Annotated in this window: 22 protein-coding genes; 14 read left to right on the top strand and 8 right to left on the bottom strand. The window is 73.9% G+C overall.

Annotated elements, in window-relative coordinates:
• The first annotated feature begins 5 nt into the window (after positions 1-5).
• Positions 6-1,238, top strand: a complete 1,233-nt coding sequence (locus tag CRV15_RS00845) for a cytochrome P450 (RefSeq protein WP_003962725.1) — start codon at positions 6-8, stop codon at positions 1,236-1,238.
• 46 nt (positions 1,239-1,284) lie between these two features.
• Here CRV15_RS00845 and CRV15_RS00840 read toward each other — a convergent pair whose 3' ends face one another.
• Positions 1,285-2,994, bottom strand: coding sequence for a hydrogenase maturation protein (locus CRV15_RS00840; protein ID WP_009998146.1), 1,710 nt, complete (start codon positions 2,992-2,994; stop codon positions 1,285-1,287).
• Between the two features lie 400 nt (positions 2,995-3,394).
• Here CRV15_RS00840 and CRV15_RS00835 point away from each other — a divergent pair, with 400 nt between their 5' ends.
• Together CRV15_RS00835 and CRV15_RS00830 are read left to right on the top strand one after the other, a co-directional pair.
• Positions 3,395-3,868, top strand: a complete 474-nt coding sequence (locus CRV15_RS00835) for a hypothetical protein (protein WP_003962727.1) — start codon at positions 3,395-3,397, stop codon at positions 3,866-3,868.
• Between the two features lie 185 nt (positions 3,869-4,053).
• Positions 4,054-4,722, top strand: coding sequence for an HD domain-containing protein (locus tag CRV15_RS00830; protein ID WP_029183142.1), 669 nt, complete (start codon positions 4,054-4,056; stop codon positions 4,720-4,722).
• Between the two features lie 257 nt (positions 4,723-4,979).
• On the opposite strand, the gene CRV15_RS00825 is transcribed toward CRV15_RS00830, so the two are convergent.
• The 3 genes from CRV15_RS00825 to CRV15_RS00815 form a co-directional block, all read right to left on the bottom strand.
• The gene (locus tag CRV15_RS00825) at positions 4,980-5,891 is read right to left on the bottom strand and encodes a peptidoglycan-binding protein (protein ID WP_003962729.1); all 912 of its coding nucleotides are present in this window, start codon (positions 5,889-5,891) and stop codon (positions 4,980-4,982) included.
• A 301-nt stretch (positions 5,892-6,192) separates the two neighbouring features.
• Entirely contained in the window at positions 6,193-7,344 is a 1,152-nt protein-coding gene (metX, locus tag CRV15_RS00820) for a homoserine O-acetyltransferase MetX (RefSeq protein WP_003962730.1), read from the bottom strand.
• Positions 7,345-7,352: 8 nt separating this feature from the next.
• Complete coding sequence (locus tag CRV15_RS00815) at positions 7,353-8,711, bottom strand: bifunctional o-acetylhomoserine/o-acetylserine sulfhydrylase (RefSeq protein WP_009998150.1); 1,359 nt, start codon at positions 8,709-8,711, stop codon at positions 7,353-7,355.
• 710 nt (positions 8,712-9,421) lie between these two features.
• Between CRV15_RS00815 and CRV15_RS00810 the strand changes: the two genes are divergently transcribed.
• From CRV15_RS00810 to CRV15_RS00790, 5 genes are all read left to right on the top strand, one after another.
• Positions 9,422-9,760: an antibiotic biosynthesis monooxygenase family protein gene (locus CRV15_RS00810; protein WP_009998152.1), complete on the top strand. Its 339-nt coding sequence runs from the start codon at positions 9,422-9,424 to the stop codon at positions 9,758-9,760.
• Positions 9,757-10,668: an NAD(P)-dependent oxidoreductase gene (locus tag CRV15_RS00805; RefSeq protein ID WP_003958986.1), complete on the top strand. Its 912-nt coding sequence runs from the start codon at positions 9,757-9,759 to the stop codon at positions 10,666-10,668. Before CRV15_RS00810 ends, CRV15_RS00805 begins: the two co-directional genes overlap by 4 nt.
• Positions 10,665-11,672 carry an amidohydrolase family protein gene (locus CRV15_RS00800; protein ID WP_003958987.1) on the top strand — a complete coding sequence of 336 codons (1,008 nt, stop codon included), beginning with the start codon at positions 10,665-10,667 and terminating at the stop codon, positions 11,670-11,672. The genes CRV15_RS00805 and CRV15_RS00800 overlap by 4 nt, the downstream gene beginning before the upstream one ends.
• A complete protein-coding gene (locus CRV15_RS00795) occupies positions 11,669-12,925 on the top strand; it encodes a cytochrome P450 family protein (protein WP_003958988.1) in 1,257 nt (418 codons plus the stop codon). Before CRV15_RS00800 ends, CRV15_RS00795 begins: the two co-directional genes overlap by 4 nt.
• A 79-nt stretch (positions 12,926-13,004) precedes the next feature.
• Positions 13,005-13,514 (top strand): GNAT family N-acetyltransferase, encoded by a 510-nt coding sequence (locus tag CRV15_RS00790; RefSeq protein ID WP_003958989.1) that lies wholly within the window; start codon positions 13,005-13,007, stop codon positions 13,512-13,514.
• Between the two features lie 31 nt (positions 13,515-13,545).
• Here CRV15_RS00790 and CRV15_RS00785 read toward each other — a convergent pair whose 3' ends face one another.
• The 3 genes from CRV15_RS00785 to CRV15_RS00770 all read right to left on the bottom strand — a co-directional run bounded on the left by CRV15_RS00785 (position 13,546) and on the right by CRV15_RS00770 (position 16,431).
• Positions 13,546-14,337: a thioesterase II family protein gene (locus CRV15_RS00785; RefSeq protein ID WP_003958990.1), complete on the bottom strand. Its 792-nt coding sequence runs from the start codon at positions 14,335-14,337 to the stop codon at positions 13,546-13,548.
• A 138-nt stretch (positions 14,338-14,475) separates the two neighbouring features.
• Positions 14,476-15,444, bottom strand: coding sequence for an electron transfer flavoprotein subunit alpha/FixB family protein (locus CRV15_RS00780; protein WP_029183144.1), 969 nt, complete (start codon positions 15,442-15,444; stop codon positions 14,476-14,478).
• A gap of 198 nt (positions 15,445-15,642) precedes the next feature.
• On the bottom strand, positions 15,643-16,431 hold the full coding sequence (locus CRV15_RS00770) for an electron transfer flavoprotein subunit beta/FixA family protein (protein ID WP_003958993.1): 789 nt from the start codon (positions 16,429-16,431) through the stop codon (positions 15,643-15,645).
• 178 nt (positions 16,432-16,609) lie between these two features.
• On the opposite strand from CRV15_RS00770, the gene CRV15_RS00765 reads away from it, so the two are divergent.
• Together CRV15_RS00765 and CRV15_RS00760 are read left to right on the top strand one after the other, a co-directional pair.
• The gene (locus tag CRV15_RS00765) at positions 16,610-17,296 is read left to right on the top strand and encodes a TetR family transcriptional regulator (RefSeq protein WP_009998156.1); all 687 of its coding nucleotides are present in this window, start codon (positions 16,610-16,612) and stop codon (positions 17,294-17,296) included.
• A gap of 271 nt (positions 17,297-17,567) precedes the next feature.
• On the top strand, positions 17,568-17,963 hold the full coding sequence (locus CRV15_RS00760) for a Zn-ribbon domain-containing OB-fold protein (protein WP_003962739.1): 396 nt from the start codon (positions 17,568-17,570) through the stop codon (positions 17,961-17,963).
• A 34-nt stretch (positions 17,964-17,997) separates the two neighbouring features.
• Here the strand turns inward: CRV15_RS00760 and CRV15_RS00755 are convergent, their stop codons facing one another.
• Positions 17,998-18,588, bottom strand: coding sequence for a TetR/AcrR family transcriptional regulator (locus CRV15_RS00755; RefSeq protein ID WP_009998159.1), 591 nt, complete (start codon positions 18,586-18,588; stop codon positions 17,998-18,000).
• Between the two features lie 131 nt (positions 18,589-18,719).
• Here CRV15_RS00755 and CRV15_RS00750 point away from each other — a divergent pair, with 131 nt between their 5' ends.
• The 4 genes from CRV15_RS00750 to CRV15_RS00735 all read left to right on the top strand — a co-directional run bounded on the left by CRV15_RS00750 (position 18,720) and on the right by CRV15_RS00735 (position 21,741).
• On the top strand, positions 18,720-19,133 hold the full coding sequence (locus CRV15_RS00750; RefSeq protein ID WP_003962741.1) for a VOC family protein: 414 nt from the start codon (positions 18,720-18,722) through the stop codon (positions 19,131-19,133).
• 147 nt (positions 19,134-19,280) lie between these two features.
• Positions 19,281-19,961 (top strand): ABC transporter permease, encoded by a 681-nt coding sequence (locus CRV15_RS00745; protein WP_003962742.1) that lies wholly within the window; start codon positions 19,281-19,283, stop codon positions 19,959-19,961.
• On the top strand, positions 19,958-20,629 hold the full coding sequence (locus CRV15_RS00740; protein WP_003962743.1) for an ABC transporter permease: 672 nt from the start codon (positions 19,958-19,960) through the stop codon (positions 20,627-20,629). Before CRV15_RS00745 ends, CRV15_RS00740 begins: the two co-directional genes overlap by 4 nt.
• Positions 20,629-21,741, top strand: a complete 1,113-nt coding sequence (locus CRV15_RS00735) for an ABC transporter substrate-binding protein (RefSeq protein WP_003962744.1) — start codon at positions 20,629-20,631, stop codon at positions 21,739-21,741. Before CRV15_RS00740 ends, CRV15_RS00735 begins: the two co-directional genes overlap by 1 nt.
• Positions 21,742-21,828: the final 87 nt, after the last annotated feature.

Genomic DNA, 21,828 nt, shown 5'->3' with positions numbered 1-21,828 from the left:
GCGCCATGCCCCCGGAGACCCTGTTCCGCCGGATCACCGACTACGCCAGCCGCGCCGACCCCTACCCGCTCTACGCCGAGCTGCGGGAGGCGAGGGTGGCCCGCCAGGAGGACGGCAGCTACCTCATCGGCACCTTCGCGGACGTCGCCGCCCTGCTCCACGATCCGCGCATCAGCTCCGACCTGCACAACCGCACCGACCCCCGGGCGGGCGGGCTGCTGCCGCCGCCCGACGACATGCCGCCGTCCTTCATCGGCGTGGACGACCCCGAGCACGACCGGCTCCGCAGACTCGCGATGCGGCCCTTCGGACCGCCGCACTCGCCCGGCCGGATCGACGGCCTGACCGGCGAGGTCACCCGGATCGCCCGCGAACTGGCCGGCTCCCTCGACGGCAGGGACCGCATCGACCTCGTCGACGACTTTGCCTACCCGCTGCCCGTCGGTGTGATCTGCGGACTCCTCGGCGTCCCCGCCGAGGACGTCCCCCAAGTGCACGCCTGGACCGAGTCCATCATCGCCGGATTCGACCTCACCCCGGGCCAGGACGAGGAGGCCCGCACCCGCGCCGCCCGCGAGGCCCGCCGGGGGATGGCCGCCTACCTCAGCGGACTCGCCGAGTCCCGGCGCGGCCACCCCTCCGGCGACCTCCTCTCCGACCTCGCCAACGACCACGGCCCCGACGGCAGCCTCACCCCGGGCGAACTGATGGTCACCGCCGTCCTCCTGCTCATCGCCGGACACGAGACCACCGTCAACCTCATCACCAACGGGATGCTCACCCTGCTGCGCCACCCCGACGCCCTCGCCCTGCTGCGCGCCGACCCGGGCCTGGTGCCGGGGGCGGTCGAGGAACTCCTGCGCTACGAACCGCCCGTACAGCTCCTGCCCCAGCGCACCCCGCTCACCGATGTCGAGGTCGCCGGTGTCACCATCCCCCGGGGCGCCCCGCTGATCCTGGTCCTGGCCGCCGCCAACCGCGACCCGCTGCGGTACGAGAACGCCGACCGCTTCGACCCGCTGCGCCGCGACATCCAGCACTTCGGCTTCGGCAGCGGGGTGCACAACTGCTTCGGCGCCCCGCTCGCCCGGCTGGAGACGCGGGTCGCGCTCACCGAGCTGCTGCGCGCCCTCGACGCCCCCGCCCTGGTCGAGGACCCGCCGCCCTACCGGCGCAGCCCCGTGCTGCGCGGCCCCCGCCATCTGCTGATCGAACAGGCGACGGGCGGCGGCGCCTGAGCCGGCCCGGGCCCGGACCGGTCCGTTCCGTACCGGGGGGCCCGGCTCAGGCCCCGGCGGGGAGCCACGCCGTCAGATGCCCGGGCGTCGACCCCGGCCGCACCCCGTGGACGAACTCCCGGCGCAGCACGGGGTAGGGCTCGCCGTCCCCGAAGAAGTTCTGCTTCATCCGGGCCAGCTCGTCCAGGCGGTACGCGTCCAGGGGCCGCTCGGCCTCCTCGCGCTCCCGGCCGCTCCGCTTCAGCGTGACGCGCTCCGGCAGCTCCGCCGCGCCCGCGAGCGCCGCCGCCCGCAGCTCGACCTCGGCCCGGAACTCCGCCTGGCCGCCGGGCAGCACCCGGTCGATCAGCCCCAGGTCCGCCGCGTGCTGGGCGCTCACCGGCAGGGGCCGCGAGGTCAGCCGCTCCGCCTCGGCCGTGCCCACCCGGCGCGGCAGCGTGTACGTCCAGTACTCCGAGCCGTACAGCCCCATCAGCCGGTAGTGGGGGTTGAGCACCGCCCCGTCCCTGCACCACACCTCGTCGGCGGCGAGCGCCAGCATCAGCCCGCCCGCCGCCGCGTTGCCGGGCAGCGCCGCGACCGTCAGCCGGTCGGTGGTGGAGAGCACCGCGTGGACGAGGTCGTCCATGGCGTTGATGTTCTCCCAGGACTCGTCGCCCGGGTGGGCCGCGGTCTCGATGACCCCCAGATGGATGCCGTTGGAGAAGAAGTCCCGGCGGGGGCCGAGCACCAGGACCGAGGTCGGCCGGGCGCAGGCCGCCCGATAGGCGGCGAGCAGCCGTCTGCACCGGCCGGTGCACATCGCCCCGCCCGCGAAGGAGAACTCCAGGAACCCGGCCCGGCCCAGCTCCCGGTAGCGGATCTCCGACCAGGTCTCGCGGTCCGCCGCGGCGACCGGGTCCACCCCGACCTCCGGCACCCCCGCGAGCCGTTCCCCGAGCACCCGCGCGGCGGACAGCTTGACGGTGACGGGCCCGCCGGGGACCCTGCGGGGCCGCAGCTGCGGAATCCACACGGCGCCGTCCGACGTCGCCCGGCAGATCGCCCCGTCCCGGGTGGCGAGCACCGTGCCCGGCGCGCCCCGCAGCTCGTCCTCGGGGTGCCCGCCGTGCAGGAAGTACGCCTCGCCGTACAGCTCGTCGAGGACACCGGGCCGGGAGTCGGCCGCGCGCAGCTTGCGCAGCACCGTGGCCGTGTCGTCGTGCTCCCAGTCGATCCGGCGGACGTCCTGGCGCAGCGGGGGCCGCAGCCTGCCCCGGACATCGGGCGCCGTGTAGTCCAGCGGCTCGGGGACGAAGGTGCCGGACGCGAACCGCTCCACCGCCAGCAGGACCGCCCGGACCGCCGCGTCGGAGACCTCGCCCCGGTACAGCTCGCTCTTGCCGCAGGGCGCGACCCGGAAGGGCACGGACGCCCAGATGTCCCCGGCGTCCATCTCGGCGGCGGCCTGGAGCACCGTCACCCCCCAGTCGGCGGCCCCCTCGTGGATCGCCCAGTCCAGCGAGGAGGGGCCCCGGTCGCCCTTGGGGCCGGGGTGGACGATCAGGACCGTCCGGGTGGACCAGATGTCCTCGGGGACCACGGAGGTCAGCATGGGGGCGACGATCAGATCGGGGTCGGTCGCCCGGACGGCTTCCCGCAGCGGCTCGTCCCCGTGCACGAGATGGACGGCCACCGAGTGGTCCTCGTCCCGCAGAGCGGTGTGGACGCGCTGGGTGAGGCTGTTGAAGGAGCCGGCGATCAGCAGAATGCGCAAAGGTGCCCTCCGTGGTGGGGCTCGGCGCGGGCTGCGCACGAGCACGGCTGGTCCACGCGGTCGGGATTCGAACGGGAGCGCGGACGGCCGCTCTGCCCTGTGGCACGTACCGCACCGCGGCCGTGGTTCACCCGGGCCGGGAGCCCGGCGCGGCGCTCCCGCGCCGCCGCGGTCCGTTCGGCCGGGCCGTGGCACGGCCGACGGCCATCGGGTCGGAATCCCCTCCGCACCCGGGTCACTTTTCCACGGGAGCCCCGCCGACTTCTGGATTTTGCCTGGACTGTCCCCACGGGTGCGCCGTTCGGGGGAGAGGCCGTTCGGCCCCTTGCTTTTGGACAAGTGGTCCTTGACCTGTCCGGAAAACGGCGGACGGGCCGCCCGTCCATGGGCACCATGGGACATGGCCACGCACGACCCCATTCCAGCGGCAAACGTTTTTCCGCTCCGGCCGCCCCCGCAGGCGGCACCGACGGCGTCCGGAACACCCGTACCGGAGGGGCCGGGCTACTACACCGGGGCGGGCGAAGTGGCCGAGCGGCTGGCGGCGGCGGGACTGAGCACCCCCCAGGCGCCGCGGCCGGGCAGCAGGCCGGGGGAGTTCTGCACGGTGGAGGCGACCCACCCGGACGGCTGGCCCGAGGGCGCCGCGTTCTGCGTGGAGGTGACCCACTTCCCCGAGGCCGCCTACCGCTGGCGGTTCGGGCAGGAGGACCCGCCGGGCGCCGCGGAGCACCGGGCGGAGCGGCTGCGGACGGTCGCCGACGCGCTGCGGGGCTTCGGCTACACCGTGGAGACCGTGGAACGCGGCGGCTGGCGGCCCGGACAGCGGGCGCTGCGCGTCCACCGGCCCGCCGGGGACGCCCCGGGGCGGTGACGCCCGCCCCCGCCGGGCGGACCGGGAGGCAGGGCGCGCTGACTTGTGGCGTCCGCGCCCGGCTCCGGCCCGCCGATCCGGCGCGCGGACTCGTGCCGTCCGCGCCCGGCGTTCCGTTCCCGTGTCCCGCGCCCCGGACCCGTACCGTCGGAGCCTCCGACGACGACAAGGAGCAGGAGATGCCCATGGAATCGCCCACGGACCGTCCGTCCCGCGGTGCGCCGGGAGCCGCCGGGGTCGCGGTGCCGGACAGCGCGCTCGCCCGGGAGGCCACCGAACTGATCCGCGACACCACCGGTGAACTGATCTACCACCACTCCCGCCGCGTCTACTTCTTCGGCAGCCTCCAGGCCCGCGGGAGGGGACTGGCCGTCGACCCCGAACTCCTCTACGTCGGGGCCCTCTTCCACGATGTCGGCCTCGGTGAGGCCCACCGGGGCAGCGGACGCAGGTTCGAGATCGACGGGGCGGAGGAGGCCGCCGCCTTCCTCCGGGCCCATGGGATGCCCGAGGAGGCGGTGCGCCGCGTCTGGACCGCGATCGCGCTGCACACCACACCGGAGATCCCCGCGTATCTGGAACCCGAGGTGGCGGCGTTGACCGCCGGGGTGGAGTACGACGTCCTGGGCATCGGCTTCGACGGCATCGGCCCGGCCGAGCGCGCCGAGATCACCGCGCTGCATCCCCGTCCCGACTTCAAGCGCCGTATCCTCGCGGCCTTCACCGAGGGCGTCGCGCCCAAGCCGGAGACCACGTTCGGCAATGTCAAGGCGGATGTCCTCGCGCACTTCGTCCCCGGCTTCCGGCGCGGCGACTTCGTCGAGGTCGTCCGGGCCTCGCCCTGGCCCGAGTAGCCCCGGCCGCCACCGGGACCACCGGCCGTGCGGACCACCGGCCGGAGCCCGGCCCGGGGCGGACTTCGCACGGCCCTCCCGTCCGGCCGGGGCGGTCGCGCACGGGGCGGTCGCGCACGGGGCGCGCCCGCGGGTCCGCGCCGTGGAGAACCAGCCAAAACCGGGGCCGGGGGAGAGCGTGGGAAGCGCCGCGGCGGGGAGGGAGCCGCCGCGGCGCCGGTCGCCTCCGGGCGCCCCGGGAGGGGCCGCCCGGCCGCTCAGCCCTTGGGCACCTTCAGCCTGTCCCAGCTCCGCCTGCCCGGGGTGCCGTCGGCGTCCCGGCCCGTGTAGCCCAGCTTGCGCTGCCAGGCGGCGTACGAGGAGCGGTCCGCCTCCGACCAGGAGGGGCCGGGGCCCACCCGGTACCGCCCGCACCCCTCCGCCACCAGCCGCCTGCCCATGGCGGTGACGATCGCGCTGCGCCGCCCGGACGCGAAGAAGGCCGCGCCGGGGAACGGCTCGTACGCCACCGGACGCGGCCGGGGCCTCGGCCGCGGCGCGGGCCGGCCCGCGGGCGGTCCGGCCGGTCCCCCGGAGTCCTGGGCCAGCCGGGCGGCGACCCGGGTCCGCATCGCGTCCATGGTGAAACCGCGTGGGTCGACCTTCCCGGGCTGCCACTCCAGATGGCCGATCACCGAGCGCTGGGACCAGCCGTGGGCCCGGCAGATCGCCCCCGACGCCTGCTCGATCGCGAGGAGTTGGGCCTCGGGCCACGGGTCCTTCCCGTCACCGAGGTTGACGCACTCGAAACCGTAGAAATAGCGATTGCCGTCGGTGTCGGCCTCGTTCTTCACGGGCAGGGAGGTCTCGCCGATCACCGCGCGCAGGACCTCGCCGTCGCCGAGCCCGGCGTGATTGGCCCGGCCGTTGCCCACCAGGTGGACCGTGCCGTCCTTGGCGATGACCCCGTGGCAGAGCGGGCCGGGCAGCGTGGCGTGGCCGTTGTAGCACAGCTCGACGGAGCTCTCGGTGCCCGAGGTCACGGTGTGATGGACCATCACCCCGTGCACCGGCCCCCACAGGCCCTTGTGGTTGCGGTTGTGCGTGCGCCAGCTCCGGTGCTCGACCACGCGCAGACCCTCGCTCCGCAGAACGTCCACGAGTCTGTCGGCGGACAGTGGTGTCGCCATGGGCGGTGCTCCTTCTCCCCGATCTGCCTCAGCCGCCGGCCGGAGCGGGTGTCATGAGCGGGATGTCGTCATGGGTCGCCGGCCGCCGGACTGCTCTTGATCGTCATTCCCGCCCAAAGCCCCCTCCGAACCGTTCACGCGGTGATGTTTCCGATGGGGTTGATGTGATTTGGGTGTCCGGTCCCGCCCGGACGGTGTGTCCCGCCCGAGCGGTGCGGGGCCGGTCCCGCACCGCCATCCGGACGGGCCCGGCCCCTGGCCCCCGGCCCGGCCTCCCGGGCCGCTCGCGCGGCCGTACCGTTCAGCCGGTCAACTCCGCCACCAGCGCCGCGACCTGGGGCAGCTCGATGAGGAATCCGTCGTGCCCGTACCGGGACTCGATCACCCGCAGCCGGTCCGCCCCCGGGATGCGGTCGGCCAGCAGGCGCTGCTGCGCCAGCGGATAGAGCCGGTCGGAGTCGACCCCGGCGACCAGCGCACGCGCGCGGACACGGCGCAGCGCGGCGTCCGTGCCCCCGCGCCCACGGCCCACGTCATGGCTGTTCATGGCCTCCGTCAGCACCACATAGCTGCCCGCGTCGAAGCGGCGGGCCAACTTCTCGGCGTGGTGGTCGAGATAGGACTCGACCTGGTACCGGCCGCCGTGCCAGGGGTGCTCGTCCCCCTGGGGCTCGCGCCCGAAGCGCCCGGCCAGCTCCGTCTCGCAGCGATAGGTGACATGGGCGAGACGGCGGGCGATGCCCAGCCCCCGGTGCGGGCCCCGGCCGGGGCCCGCGTCATGGTAGTCGCCGCCCCGCCAGTGGGCGTCCGAGCGGATGGCGTGCACCTGCACTCCGGCCCACGCGATCTGCTCCGCGCTGGCCGCCGCCGTGGTGGCGAGCAGCAGCAGCGCCGCGCAGCGGTCCGGGCGGTCCACCGCCCACTCCAGCGCCCGCATGCCGCCCATCGACCCGCCGACGACCAGGGCCCAGCGCTCCACGCCCAGCAGATCGGCGAACCGGACCTCGGCCGCCACCTGGTCACGGGTGGTCAGAAAGGGGAAGGCGCCGCCCCACCGGGCCCCGGTCCCGTCCCGGGGCGAGGAGGGCCCCGTGCTGCCCTGGCAGCCGCCGAGCACATTGGGGGCGACCACGAACCACCGGTCGGTGTCGAGGGGACGGCCGGGCCCGATCAGCCCGTCCCACCAGCCCGGGGTGGGGTGCCCCGGCTCCGCGGGCCCGGTGACATGGCTGTCGCCGGTCAGGGCGTGCAGCACCAGGACCGCGTTGGAACCGTCCGGCGCGAGCCGCCCCCAGGTCTCATACGCGATCCGTACGTCCGGCAGCTCACCGCCCGCCTCCAGGGGGAGGGGGCCGGGCAGCCGCAGCCAGCGGCGGCGGCCGGGCGGGTCCCCCTCCTGCCAGGCCCCCGTGGCGGGCAGCGGCCCGCTCACGGGGTCCCGGGCGCCGGGCACGGTGGTGTTCAGGACGCGCCCTTCGCGGCCCGGAAACCGGCCTCCAGATCGGCGACGAGATCGGTGATGTTCTCGATTCCCGCCGAGAGCCGCACCAGGCCGGGCGTGGTGCCGGTGGCCGCGAGCTGGTCCGGGGCGAGCTGGCTGTGGGTGGTGGACGCGGGGTGGATGATGAGGCTCCGGACATCGCCGATGTTGGCGAGATGGCTGAACAACTCCACGCCGTCCACGAACCGCCGCCCCGCCTCCACCCCGTCCCGCAGCTCGAAGGAGAGCACCGCGCCCGCGCCGTCGGGCAGATAGCGCGTCGCGGCCTCGTGCCAGCGGTTGCCCGGCAGCCCCGGGTAGTGGACGGCGGACACCTCGTCGCGCTCGCTCAGCCACCGCGCCAGGGCGAGGGCGTTGGACGAGTGCCGCTCCATCCGCAGACTCAGCGTCTCGATCCCCTGGAGCAGCAGGAACGCGGAGTGCGGGGAGAGGGCCGGGCCGAGGTCCCGCAGGAGCTGGACCCGGAGCTTGACGGCGAAGGCCCCGGCGCCGAGAACCGGCCAGTAGCGCAGCCCGTGGTAGCTGGGGTCGGGCTCGCTGAAGTCGGGGAAGCGCTCCGGGTGCGCCCCGAAGTCGAAGGTGCCGCCGTCCACGACCACTCCGCCGATGGTGGTGCCGTGCCCGCCGAGGAACTTGGTCGCCGAGTGCACCACGATGTCCGCGCCGTGCTCGACGGGACGCAGCAGGAACGGTGTCGGCACGGTGTTGTCCACGATCAGCGGCACGCCCGCCGCGTGCGCCGCGTCGGCCACCGCCCGGACGTCGAGGACATTGCCGCGCGGATTGCCCAGGGACTCCGCGAACAGCGCCTTCGTGGTGGGGCGGATCGCGGCCCGCCAGGCGTCGATGTCGTCCGGGTCGTCGACGAAGGAGACCTCGATGCCGAACTTCGGCAGCGTGTGGCGGAAGAGGTTGTAGGTCCCGCCGTAGAGGGAGGTGCTGGAGACGATGTGGTCACCGGCGCCCGCCAGGGTCAGGATCGCCAGGGTCTCGGCCGCCTGCCCGGAGGCGAGCGCCACCGCCGCCACGCCCCCCTCCAGCGCGGCGACCCGCTGTTCCAGGACGTCCGACGTGGGGTTGTGGATGCGGGTGTAGATATGGCCGGGCTCGGCCAGCGAGAACAGGTCGGCGGCGTGCTGTGTGTCCCGGAAGACGAAGGACGTCGTCTGGTAGACGGGCACCGCCCGGGCCCCGGTCGCCGGGTCGGGCGCGGCGCCCGCGTGGACCTGCCGAGTCTCGAACGACCAGCCGGAACGGGGGTCGGCCGCGGGCTCGTCGGGGGTGTGGCCTGCGGATACCTCGTCGACGCTCTGGCTCATGGGCGCTTCCTCACGGGGTGGGACGGCTGGGGCGGGCACGACGGCCCGTCGGCTCCGGGGAGCGCCGGCCCCGGCGGGGGTGCGACGGCCCGGAGCGTCCGGTTCATGCCGCCCAGCACCGTAACGACCCGAAAATCGAACAGGGAACGTGATCGCGGCCATCTCCACACGGTCGCAATACGCAGGAAATATTCCGGGGCCCAAAGGGGGCGGACGGGCTGCCGCCGACCGTGCGGGAGGGGCCGGAAACAGCGGCGTGGGACGGGTGCGGACGGTGGGGCGGGGCCGCCCGGGGAACTCCTCGTCCACCGCGCCGGTCGTATACAGGTTCTGGCGGACGCGGCCCGGCGCCGCCCCTCTTCGCCCGGCCTCCCCGGAAGCGATTATTCCTGGCCCAGAGGACAAGAGGTCGGCCACATCTTCCCTCGGCTGGGGAGGCCGCCACCGCCGCCACGGTTCCGCCGTCCCGCTCGGCGACCGCCTCGGCGGGCGAGGGCGGACGCGGGCCCCCGGCCCGCCACCACCCGGCGATGACGGAGAGTCACGCACGGCGGGCGCGGCACGGCGGGCCGCGCGTCACCCGTACGCGCCATCGCCCATGGCCGCCGCCCTTCTCCCCGTTGGGCCACCGCCGGGCCGGAGTTGCGGCCACCTCCCGGGCATGAGTCCGTGAAGGCATGTTCTGCCGGATATCACCGTCAGGAGGAGCCATGCGCACCATGCCGAAGGACCAGGAGACCGACACGCTGTCCGTGGTGTACTCGGTCCATGTGATCGAGGGGGGCGAACAGGGATTCCTGGACGCCTACGACCGCATACGGAGGTCCGTCGCGAGCGTTCCCGGCCATCTCGTCGACCGTCTCGGCCAGCCCATCGACGACTCCCGGCAGTGGGTGATCACCAGCGAGTGGGAGACCCCCGAACACTTCTTCGCCTGGCAGCAGGGCGAGGACCACCGCGCCCTGCTCGCGCCGCTGCGGCAGTGGGTCGACCAGACCCAGTCGCTCCGCTTCCGGGTCGTCCAGGAGACCGTGGGGGCCGAGGCATGACCCAGGACACCGGCCCGGTCGCCGTCCTCGGCCTCGGCTCGATGGGCAGCTCACTCGCCGGGCGACTGCTCGACCAGGGGGTCCCGGTCCGGGTGTGGAACCGGACGGCCGACCGCGCCGAACCGCTGACCAGGGCCGGGGCCGTGGCCGCCGCGCACCCCGCCGAAGCGGTCGCCGGGACGAGCGCCGCCATCTGCGCCGTGGCCGACAGCGAGGCCCTCTCCGCCGTGCTGCGCGGAGCGGGCGGCATCCTCTCCGACGGCCCCTATCCCGGCGCCCTGCTCTGCGCCGGGACCGTCGCCCCCGAGGAGATCGTCCAGCTCACCGGCGGGCTGACGGGCGTCCTCGACGTGGGCATGCTCGGCAACCGGCGGCACGCCCGCACCGGGGAGCTGAGACTCTTCGTCGGCGGCGAGGAGAAGGTCTTCGCCGCGGGCCGCCCGCTGCTGGAACTGCTCGGCAAGGAAGTCGTCCATCTGGGCGGGCTCGGCTCCGGCATGCGGATGAAACTCCTCCTCAATCTGCTCATGGGCATCGAGGTCCAGGCGATGGCCGAGGCCGTCGAACTCGCCGTCGCGGGCGGTCTCGACCGCGCGCAGGCCCTCGGGGCCATCGCGGGCAGCGGCTTCGCCTCGCCCGTCATGGCCTTCAAGTCCCAGCGGCTCGCGGCCGGCCGCTACGGCGAACCGGACTTCCGACTGCGGCTGATGACCAAGGATCTGCTGCTCGCGGCCGGAGCGGCCGAGCGCGCCGGGCTGCGGCTGCCCCTCCTGGAGGCGGCGCGGGACACCCATGTCCGCGCCACCGAGCAGGGCCACGGGGACGAGGACTGCGTCGCGGTCGCCCACGCGCTGGCCCCCGGGGCCCCCACGGCCCTGACGGCACCGAACCCGGGAACGCACGCATGATCATCGACATCCACGGCCATCTCTCACCGCCCGAGGCCGCCCGGCGCTTTCCGATGCCCCCCAGCCTGACCGACGTCGACGGCATGCTCGCCGCCCGTGCCCGGGCCGGGATCGACCTCACCATCATCGGCAGCCCCGTCGGCGCGGGCGCGATGGCCCGCGTCCCCGGCGTCGACAACTACCGCCAGCCCAGGGACCGGCTGCGCCGCTTCCACGCCTGGATGTCCGGGCTCATCGGCACCTTCCCCGACCAGCTCCGCGGCTATGTGTACGCCAACCCCTTCGGCGACGACGACCATCTGGAAGGGGTCCGCGAAACCCTCGCGGACCCCGCCTTCGTCGGACTCATCACCACCTCCAGCGTCCACGGCGAACTCCTCGGCTCCCCCCGCTCCGACGCGTTCTTCGCGCTCGCCGCCGAAGCCGGGGTCCCGGTCCTCGTGCACGCCCCCGCCGAACCGATCGGCACCGAGGCCGTCGACTCCCACGGCTTCGTCGAACAGATCGGCCGCTTCGGCGATCTCCAGCTCGCCCTCTCGCTGATCGCCTTCAGCGGCTGGCTGGACAAGTACCCCGGGCTGCGGCTGATCGGGGCCACCGGCGGAGGCGCGCTGGCGCTGCTGCCCGAACGCCTCCAGACCGCCGCCCGCCCCCGGCACTGGGGCCGGACACCGTCCGGCCCCAGTGCCGGGGGCCCGGCCGGTGCCGCCGGGCCCCCCGCCGGGCCGCCGGACCCCTCCGCCGTGCCGCCCGCGGCGGACCCGGCCGCCGCACTGCGCCGCCTCTACGTCGACACCAGCACCTTCAGCCCCACCCATCTCGGCCTCAACGCCGAGATCCTGGGACCGGAGCGGATGCTCTTCGGCACCGACTCGCCACCGCTCTCCGTGCCGCTGGAGGACTTCATCCGCATGATCGAGAAACTGCCCGTCGACAAGGCGTCCCAGCAGCTCATCCTCGGCGGCAACGCCGAGGCCGTCTTCGACCTCAGGAGCCGTCCATGACCAGCGCGGATGACCCGGCCGACGCGGCGGTCGCCGCGGCCGAGCGGTGCACCCCCGAGTTCCGGCGGAACCCCTACCCCGTCTACGGACGGCTCAGGCGGACCGCCCCGGTCTGTCCCCTCAACCCCCCGCACGGCATCACCACCTATCTGATCACCCGCTACGAGGACGCCCGCGCCGCCCTCGCCGACCCCCGGCTCAGCAAGGACATGTACGGCGCCCTGGAGTCGTACCGGAGGATCTTCGGGGACTCCTCGGTCGCCCTCGACGACCATATGCTCAACGCCGACCCGCCCAAGCACACCCGGCTGCGACGGCTGGTCAACTCCGGTTTCACCCCCCACCGGGTGGAGTCGCTGCGCCCCCGGGTCCGGCAGATCGTCACCGGACTCCTCGACGACTGCCCCATCGGCGAACCCGTCGACCTGCTCGCCGCGTTCGCCTTCCCCCTGCCGATCATCGTGATCTGCGAACTCCTCGGCGTGCCCCCGGAGGACCGGCCCAAGGTGCAGTCCTGGTCCACGACCGTGGCCCAGACCGGCTTCAGCCCCGAGTCCAAACGGGCCCAGCAACTCGCCGAGGAGGCCCTGCACGCCTACTTCGCCGAACTGGTCGAACAGAAGCGGCGGCGGCCGAGCGACGACCTGCTCAGTGTGCTGATCGGCGCCCGTGACGAGAACGGACGGCTCACCGAGCACGAACTGATCTCCTCCGCCTTTCTGCTGATGTTCGCGGGCCACAAGACCACCGCCTACCTCATCGGGAACGCCGTCCTCCACCTCCTCCGCCACCCCGGGCAGCTCCGGGCGGTACGGGAGGACCCCGCGCTGATCGCACCCGCGGTGGAGGAAGTCCTCCGGTACGACGGATCGGTGGAGACGGGCACCTTCCGGTACGCGACCGAGGACGTCGGGATCGGGGGCACCGTGATCCCCCGGGGCGCGCTCGTGCAGATCGCCCTCAGCTCGGCCAACCGCGACCCGGCGAAGTTCGACGCCCCGGACACGTTCGACCTGGCGCGCCCGGCGAACAACCAGAGCGCCCACCTGGGCTTCGGCCACGGCATCCACTACTGCCTGGGCGCCCCGCTGGCCCGGCTGGAGACCCAGCTCGCCCTCACCGGGCTGTTCGACCGCTTCCCCCGGGTCGCCCTCGCCGACCCCGCGCGGGAACCGGAGTGGCTGGTCGTGCCCTTCCCCGCCTTCCGCGGACTCGTGGAACTGCCCGTCGTCCTGGAGCCGCCCGCGCCCTGACCGCCCCGCCCGCGGCCGGCCCGGTCCGTTCTGCTGGGGACGGCGGCGGAGCGGCCCGTCCCAGCAGAACGGACCCCGTATGACCATCTGGACCGTCCGTCCGGAGTCCCCCGAGGACATTCCGGCCGTCCACGCGGTCAACGCCGCGGCCTTCGACACCCCCGCCGAGGCCGACCTCGTGGACGCGCTGCGCGCCGACCCGGAAGCCTGGATCGACGGACTCTCCCTGGTGGCGGCGGCATCCGACGGCACCGTGGTCGCCCACGCCCTGCTGACCCGCTGCCACATCGGCGGCGGCCCCGCGCTGGCCCTCGCCCCCTGTGCCGTCCTCCCCGGACACCAGCGCAGGGGCGCGGGCTCGGCGGTGGTGCGCGCGGCGCTGGAGGCCGCGCGCGAGCAGGGAGAGAGTCCGGTGGTGGTCCTCGGGCACCCCGCCTACTACCGCCGGTTCGGATTCGAGCCCGCGTCCCGCTGGGGCATCCGCGCCCCCTTCGACGTCCCCGACGAGGCGCTGATGGCCCTCGTCCTCGACTCCGACCGGCCCGTTCCGCGCGGAGTCATCCGGTACGCGTCCCCGTTCGGCATCTGAGCGGCGGACGCGTCGCGGGGGCGGACGGACGTCAGCGCGGTCCCGCGCCCCGGGCCGTCAGCCCGGCGAGATGGGCGCGGACGGTCTCGTGGACGTCGTCGCCGCCGCGGTCCTGGAGATAGAAGTGACCACCCGGGAAGACATGCAGGCCGAACGTGCCCGTGGTGTACTCCCGCCAGTCCTCGACCTCCGCGACCGACGCCCGGGGGTCGGCGTCCCCCGTCAGCGCCACCACCGGACAGCGCAGCGGGGGGCCCGGCACATGGACATAGGTCTCGACGGCCCGGTAGTCGCCCCGGATCGCGGGCATCACCAGCTCCAGCAGCTCCGGATCGGCGAGCGCCTCCATGACGGACCCGCCGAGGAACGACAGCTCGCGCAGCACGCCCGCGTCGTCGCGCAGATGGACTCCGCCGAGCTGCGTGGCGTGGTGCGGGGGGCGGCGCCCCGAGAGCAGCACCAGCACCGGCGCGGGGGTCCCCGCCGACCGCTCCAGCCGCCGGGCGACCTCGTACGCCACGGTCGCGCCCATGCTGTGCCCGAACAGCGCCAGCGGGCGGTCGTCGTCGAGTGCCGAAAGAACCGGGACGATCCGGTCGGCCAGCTCGGCGAGGCTCTCCGCACAGGGCTCCGTACGCCGGTCCTGGCGGCCCGGATACTGGACCGCCGACACATCCACCGAGGGCGAGAGGGCCTTCGCCATCGGATGGTAGGCACTGGCCGCGCCGCCCGCGTGGGGGAAGCACACCAGACGGATGTCCGCCCCGGGCGCGGGGGAGTAGTTCCGCAGCCACAGCCGTGCCTCGCCGACCCGCTGATCCATGTGTCTCGCTCGCCCTTCCTCGTGCCGCCGCGCCCCGGGTGGCCCCGGGGCCGGGCGGTCCGCCTCCGTATCCGGGGGAGCATGCCCACCCCCCGGACCCCGATCACGTCAATTCACGCCGGTCCGCGCCCGTCCGGTTCAGTTCTTGCGGTGGTTGATGTCGTCGGTGAGTTGGGGCAGGACGGTGTGGAGGTCGCCGATGACGCCGTAGTCGACGAGGTCGAAGATCGGGGCTTCGGGGTCCTTGTTGATTGCGACGATGGTCTTCGAGGTCTGCATGCCCGCCCGGTGCTGGATCGCGCCGGAGATCCCGGACGCGATGTACAGCTGCGGTGACACGCTCTTGCCGGTCTGCCCGACCTGGTGGGAGTGCGGGTACCAGCCCGCGTCGACCGCCGCCCGCGAGGCCCCGACCGCGGCGCCCAGCGCGTCGGCGAGTGCCTCGACGACGGCGAAGTTCTCCGCGCCGCCCACACCCCGCCCGCCGGAGACCACGACCGCCGCCTCCGTCAGCTCCGGACGCCCGCTCGCCTCCCGCCCCGCACGCTCCACCACCCGCGCACACACCGCGGCCGGGGAGAACACCACATCCAGATTCTCCACCGCACCCGCCGCGGGAGCCGCCTCCACCGGCGCCGCGTTCGGCTTCACCACGATCACCGGCACCCCCCGCGTCACCCGCGACCGCGTCGTGAACGACGCCGCGAACACCGACTGCACCGCCACCGGCCCGCCGTCCGCGCCCACCTCCACATCCACCGCGTCCGTCACGATCCCCGAACCCGTCCGCACCGCCAGCCGCGCCGCGATCTCCCGGCCCTCACCCCCCGAGGACACCAGCACCGCCACCGGCACCCCCACCGCACCCACCGCCGCCGCCAGCGCGTCCACCTTCGGCACCACCAGGAACTCCCCGTACTCGGGCGCCTCCGACACCAGCACCCGCACCGCACCGTGCTCCCCCAGCACACCCGCCGCCCCCGCGGCACCCTCACCCGCCACCACCGCCACCGGATCACCCAGCCGCCGCGCCACCGTCAGCAGCTCCAGCGACGGCTTCGCCACCACACCACCGGCATGATCCACCCACACAACAACCTCAGCCACGACACACACTCCCAACCACGAAGAACCCGCAACACCGGACAACAACCACAGAAAAAGACCACACCGAAAACACCACCACCCACACCACCCACACCAGCACCAGCACCAGCACCGAAGACGGCACCGGCACCGCCAGCAGCAGCGGCGGAGAGGACAGAGGGCACGGAGGGGACGGAGGGGGAAGAGATAAGGGGGGTGTCAGATGAACTTGCGTCCGGCCAGGAACGCGGCCACCTTCAGTCCGCCGTCGCCCTCGTCGGTGACGATCTCGCCCTTCGTCCGCGCCGGGCGCTCCACCGCCTCCACCACCTCGGTGAACGCGCCCGCGAGCCCCACCCCGTCCGCGTCCAGGCCCAGATCGTCCAGATCCCACTCCACGACCGGCTTCTTCTTCGCCGCCATGATCCCCTTGAACGAGGGATACCGCGCCTCACCCGACTGGTCCGTCACCGACACCACCGCCGGCAGCGGCGCCTCCACCCGCTCACTGGCCCGGTCACCGTCCCGGCGCCCCGACACCGCACCACCCCCGACGGACACCTCCGACAACAGCGTCACCTGCGGCACCCCCAGCCGCTCCGCCAGCACCGCCGGCAGCACCCCCATCGCCCCGTCCGTCGACGCCATCCCGCACAGCACCAGATCAAAACCCGCCTTCTCCACCGCAGCGGCCAGCACCAGCGACGTCCCCATCACATCCGACCCGTGCACACCCCCGTCCTCCACATGCACACCCCGGTCCGCCCCCATCCGCAGACCCTTCGACACCGCCTCCCGCGCATCCTCCGGACCCACCGTCAACACCGTGACATCCACCTCACCGTCCGAACCCTCCGCGATCCGCAGCGCCTGCTCCACCGCGTACTCGTCCAGCTCCGACAACAGACCGTCCACACCCTCCCGGTCCACCGTCCCATCCCCGGCAAACCGCCGCTCACCCGCCGCATCCGGCACATACTTCACACAGACAACAATCCTCAAGGTCATGGCGATCTCCTAGCGGTGGATGGTCCGTTGGCGCGAGGCTATGGCACTCAGTACCCTGTGTAAAGGCACCTAGTGCCAAAAGGCGGGTTCCGGTGCTACGTTGCCCGGCATGACTCAGCCACGCAGAGCACGCAAGGCCGCGCCGGGCCCATCGGCGGACGCCGCCGCCAGGGTGCCCATGCGCGAGGCGCTGGCCGAGGCGGCGTTCCAGCTCTTTCTTGAGCGGGGATTCGAGCGGACCACCGTGGACGACATCGTGGCACGGGCGGGGGTCGGGCGGCGGTCTTTCTTCCGGTATTTCCCGTCGAAAGAGGACGCGGTCTTCCCCGACCACGAGCGCTGTCTCGCCGAGATGACGGCCTTTCTCGACGGCCACGCGGACGGCGATCCGCTGGAGCGGGTCTGCGAGGCCGCCCGGATCGTGCTGCGGATGTACGCGGCGAACCCCGAGTTCTCCGTGCAGCGCTACGGACTCACCCGTGAGGTGCCGGGGCTGCGCACCTATGAACTGTCCGTCGTACGCCGCTATGAACGGACTCTGGCGGGGTATCTGCGGGGCCGCTACGGCGATGCCCCGGACGCCTCGCTGCGCGCCGAGGTGATCGCCGCCGCTGTGGTGGCGGCGCACAACAACGGGCTGCGCGGCTGGCTGCGGTCGGGGGGACAGGGGGACGCGGAGGGGGCGGTCGAGCACGCCTTCGCGCTGGTGCGGGAGGTCTGGTCGGGCCGGGGCGGTCCACGGGCGGTGGTGTCGGCGGCCGGTGACGCGGGGGAGGGCGGCGAGGTGGTCGTCATGGTGGCGGCCCGGAGCACTCCGCTGTGGCGTGTGGTCCAGCGGCTGGAGACGGCCCTCGCCGACGGCTGACCGGGTGCCTTCGGCCCAAGGCGCCGGTCCGACGGCTCCCGGTCCTGTGGCCCGCCCGGCGGCCGCCCCGACGGGGTCGCGTCGGCCCCGCCGCCGCCCTCGTCGCTCCGGCCCGGACCCCGCCCGGCCCGGACCCCGCCCGGGGGCGACGCCACCGCCCGGCCCTCTCTGGAAATGCACCCAGTGCCTATGCGCGGCGGCACTCAGTGCCATATGGTGCTGGGGCGCTTCGCGCGGCGGGGCGCGTCCGAGCCGAGTGCAGGGAGTCGAGATGTATCGAGACATGTCCCAGCCGGGAACCGGCACCGCGCCGTCGGCGCGGAGGGCGGCCGGTCTCATCTATCAGCGGTGCCGCTGGTGCGGCACCGCCTCCTTCCGCCGTCTGCTCTGCCCCGTCTGCGCCTCCAGCGACCTGGAGTCCGCGCGCAGCGAGGGCGAGGGTGTCGTCATCCGCTCGGCGGTGGTCAACCGCTACACCCGGATCGCGCGCAACGAGTCGCTGGTGCGCTTCCCCGAGGGCTTCATGCTCCGCTGCCGGGTGGTCGGCACGGCCCCGCATCTGGTCTGGGTCGGGGCGAAGGTCCGCCCCGTGGGGGGTGCCGACTCCCGGGAGGGTGAGGCCGTGCTGGAGATCTGCGACCCGGTCACGCCCGTCAGCCCCTGGTGAGGTCCGCCGCCGGGCCCCGCCCCGGCCGTCCGGATCAGCCCGCCCGCAGGGACTCCAGCATCCGGGAGAGCGCGGCCCGCGTGTCGGCCAGCTCCCCCGGCCCGCCGGACGCGGCCAGCCACAGCGCCGCCTCGTTCATCGCGCCCGACAGCAGATGGGCCAGCGGCGCGACCGGCTGCCGGGGCACGATTCCCCGTTCCATCAGATCCGCCAGCGCCTCGGCCAGATGGCGGGCGGACGACTCCTCGTCCAGGGCGCGCCACTCGTTCCAGCCCAGGACCGCCGGTCCGTCGACGAGCATGATCCGCTGACGGGCGGGGTCGGTGGCCGCCGTGAGGAACTCCTGGCAGCCCGCCGTCAGTTGCTCCCACGGGTCCTCCCGGGCGTCGGCCGCGTCGGCCACCTGGTGCCCCACCTCCTCCTGGACCTCCCGCAGCACCGCGCGGAACAGCTCCGCCTTGCCGGCGAAGTGGTGGTACAGGGCCCCCTTGGTGACCTCGGCGGCCGTCACGATCTCCGCCAGGCCGACCGCGCCGTACCCGCGGGCCGCGAACAGCTCCCGGCTCACCCGCAGCAGCGTGTGCCGGGTCCGTTCCCGCTGCAACTCCCTGGCCGTCGGTGCCATCTCGCCGCGTCCCTTCCGCTCCGCGCCCGTTCGCGCGGCCTGTCCCGTGTACTCCGGCCCCGTTTGACATACCGATGGTACGTCAATACTTTGATTCACATACCGATGGTATGTGAACGAAGGGCAGTGCCGTGCTGAAGAGCTTCTATCCCGTGATCGCCACCTCCCGGATCGAGGAGTCCAGGGACTTCTACACCCGGCTGATGGGCTTCGAGACGACCTTCGAGGCCGACTGGTACATCAGCCTGCGCCGCCCCGGCCCCCTCGCGTACGAGCTGGCGCTGCTGGACCACACCCACCCCACCATTCCCGAGGGGTACCGCACCCCGGTCGCGGGGCTGCTGCTCAACTTCGAGGTCGAGGACGTCGACGCCGCATGGGAGCGCCTGGTCGTCCGCGCGGGTCTGACCCCCCGGCTCGAACTGCGCAGCGAGGAGTTCGGCCAGCGGCACTTCATCGTCGCCGACCCCGATGGCGTGCTCATCGACGTCATCACCGAGATCCCGCCCACCGGGCGGTACGCCGACCTGTTCCGCACCGGCTGAGCCCCTGCCCGACCGCCCCGACCGCCGGATCGCGGATCGCGGCGTCCCGCGCGGGCGCCGGTCCCGGCCTGTCGCGCGGGCGCGCGGTGTCGCCCGGACGGCCGAGCACAGCGTGCGCACCCCCGGCGGGCGCACTGCAATGGGATCGTGGCACAGCCCCCCGACGACTGTCTCGCCCGCAATGAGTGGATCTGCGGCGAGTATCTGACGACCCGGCGGGGAATCCTCCTGGACGCGGTCGTCCAGCACCTCCAGCTCACCGGCGTCTCCGTGCTGATCGCGCTCGCGCTCGCCGTCCCCCTCGCGCTCGCCGCCCGCCGCTGGCGCTGGGCGGCCGGACCGGTCCTCGGTCTCACCACCGTCCTCTACGCCATTCCGTCACTGGCGATGTTCTCGCTGCTGCTGCCGGTGTACGGGCTCTCCGCCGCCCTGGTGATCGCGGGCCTGGTCCTGTACTCCCTCACCCTGCTCGTACGGAACATCCTCGCCGGGCTGCGCTCCGTCCCCGAGGAGACCCGGCAGGCCGCGCGCGGCATGGGGTACGGGCCGCTGCGGCTGCTGCTCGCGGTGGAGCTGCCGCTCGCCCTGCCCGCCGCGATGGCGGGGCTGCGGATCGCCACGGTCTCCGCCGTCTCCCTGGTCACCATCGGGGCGATCGTCGGCCACGGCGGGCTCGGCAACCTCATCTACTCCGGGATGAACACCTACTTCAAGGCCCAGGTGCTCACCGCGTCCGCCCTGTGCGTGCTGATCGCCGTCATCGCTGACCTGCTGCTCCTCGGCGCCCAGCGGCTGGCCACCCCCTGGGCGCGGGCGGGGGCCACGTGAACACCCTCGCCGAGGCGTGGCGATGGCTCACCGACCCCGCCCACTGGTCCGGCGACGGCGGCATCGCGCAGCGGCTCGTGGAACACCTCTGGCTCACCTCCGTCTGCCTGGGGCTGAGCTGTCTGATCGCGCTGCCCGTCGCCCTGGTCCTCGGCCATGTCGGCCGGGGCGGGGCGCTCGCCGTCAACCTCTCCCACATCGGCCGCGCCGTCCCCACGTTCGCCGTCCTCGTCCTGCTGCTGCTCAGCCCCATCGGCGCCTACGGCTCCTGGCCGACCGTCATCGCGCTGGTGCTCTTCGCCGTGCCGCCGCTGCTCGTCAACGCGTACACCGGGATGCGGGGGGTCGACCGCGACGTGGTGCGCGCCGCGCGGGGCATGGGGATGACCGGCCGTCAGATGCTCCTCGGCGTGGAACTCCCGCTGGCGCTGCCGCTGATCCTCACCGGGGTGCGGATCGCGGCCGTGCAGCTCGTCGCCACCGCCACGCTCGCCGCCCTCGCGGGCGGCGGCGGCCTCGGCCGGATCATCACGGCGGGCTTCAACCTCGCCTCCACCCCGCAGGTCGTCGCGGGCGCCGCCCTGGTCGCCGCGTTCGCCCTCGCCGTGGAGGGGCTGTTCGTCCTGGGACAGCGGCTCGCCCCCGCCTGGGCACGGGAGAGCGGCTGATGCGGCCCCGGTACGCGGTGTACGCCCTCTCGCTGGCCGGGGCGACGCTCGCCGTGGCCGGCGCCTGTATGACCGGGCCCTCACTGGAGAACCGCGACCGGGGCACCGTGCCGCCCGGCGACAGCCACCGGCTGACCGTCGGCTCCGCCGGATTCACCGAGAGCGATCTGCTCGCCCAGCTGTACGCCCTGCTGCTGCGGAACGCCGGACACCCCGCCGACGTCCTCACCGTCACCAACCGGGAGATCTACGAACCGGCGCTGGAGAGCGGCCGGATCGACGTCGTGCCGGAGTACGCGGCGACCTTCGCCGACTGGCTCAACGCCAAGGCCAACGGGGCGGGCGCGCCCCCGGTCGGATCACCGGACCTGGCGACGACGATGACCGCGCTGCGGCGGCTCGCGGAGCCGCGCGGGCTCGATGTGCTGCCCCCGGGGCGCGCGGTGGACCAGAACGCCTTCGCGGTCGGCCGGGAGTACGCCGCGCGCCACGGTCTGAAGACCCTGAGCGACCTGGGGAGATCAAAGCTGCCGGTGCGGCTGGCGGCGGGCGACGAATGCGTGGAACGCCCGTACTGCGAGCCGGGGCTGCGGTCCGTCTACGGCATCGACATCACCGCCGTCGACCCCAAGGGCGTCGGCACCACACAGTCCAAGCAGGCCGTGCAGCGCGGGCAGGACCAGATGATGCTGACCACGACGACCGACGCCACCCTGGACGCCTTCGATCTGGTGCTGCTCCAGGACGACCGGCACCTCCAGAACGCCGACTACATCGTGCCGGTGGTCAACCGGGCGCGGGCCGGGAGCCCCGGGATCGCCCGGGCGCTGGCCCGGCTCAACACCGTGCTGACCACCGGGGACCTGGCCGGTCTGAACGAACGGGTCGACAGTTGGCGCAGGCTCCCGGAGGACGTGGCCCGGCAGTACCTCCAGGAGAAGGGCCTCCTGGGCCGCACCGGCGGACCTCCCGCCGCCCCGCCGCCACCGGGCCGCCGGGTGTTCCCGCCCCCGGACCACGGCCACCCGCCCGATCCTGACCCCCCGCCCCCGGCCCTCCCGCCCCGTACCCCGCGCTCCTGGCTCCGGCCGGCCCTCCCGCCGCTGGAGTGAGCCGGTGGGGGCACCTCGTGCGCGGAGACCGCCCCGGGCTCCGCCCCGTTCGGCCGGAGTTCCCGCGGCTGCGCGGGGTGCGCCGGG

Source organism: Streptomyces clavuligerus (genome assembly GCF_005519465.1).
GTDB lineage: Bacteria > Actinomycetota > Actinomycetes > Streptomycetales > Streptomycetaceae > Streptomyces > Streptomyces clavuligerus.
This window is presented reverse-complemented; position numbering and strand designations above follow the sequence as displayed.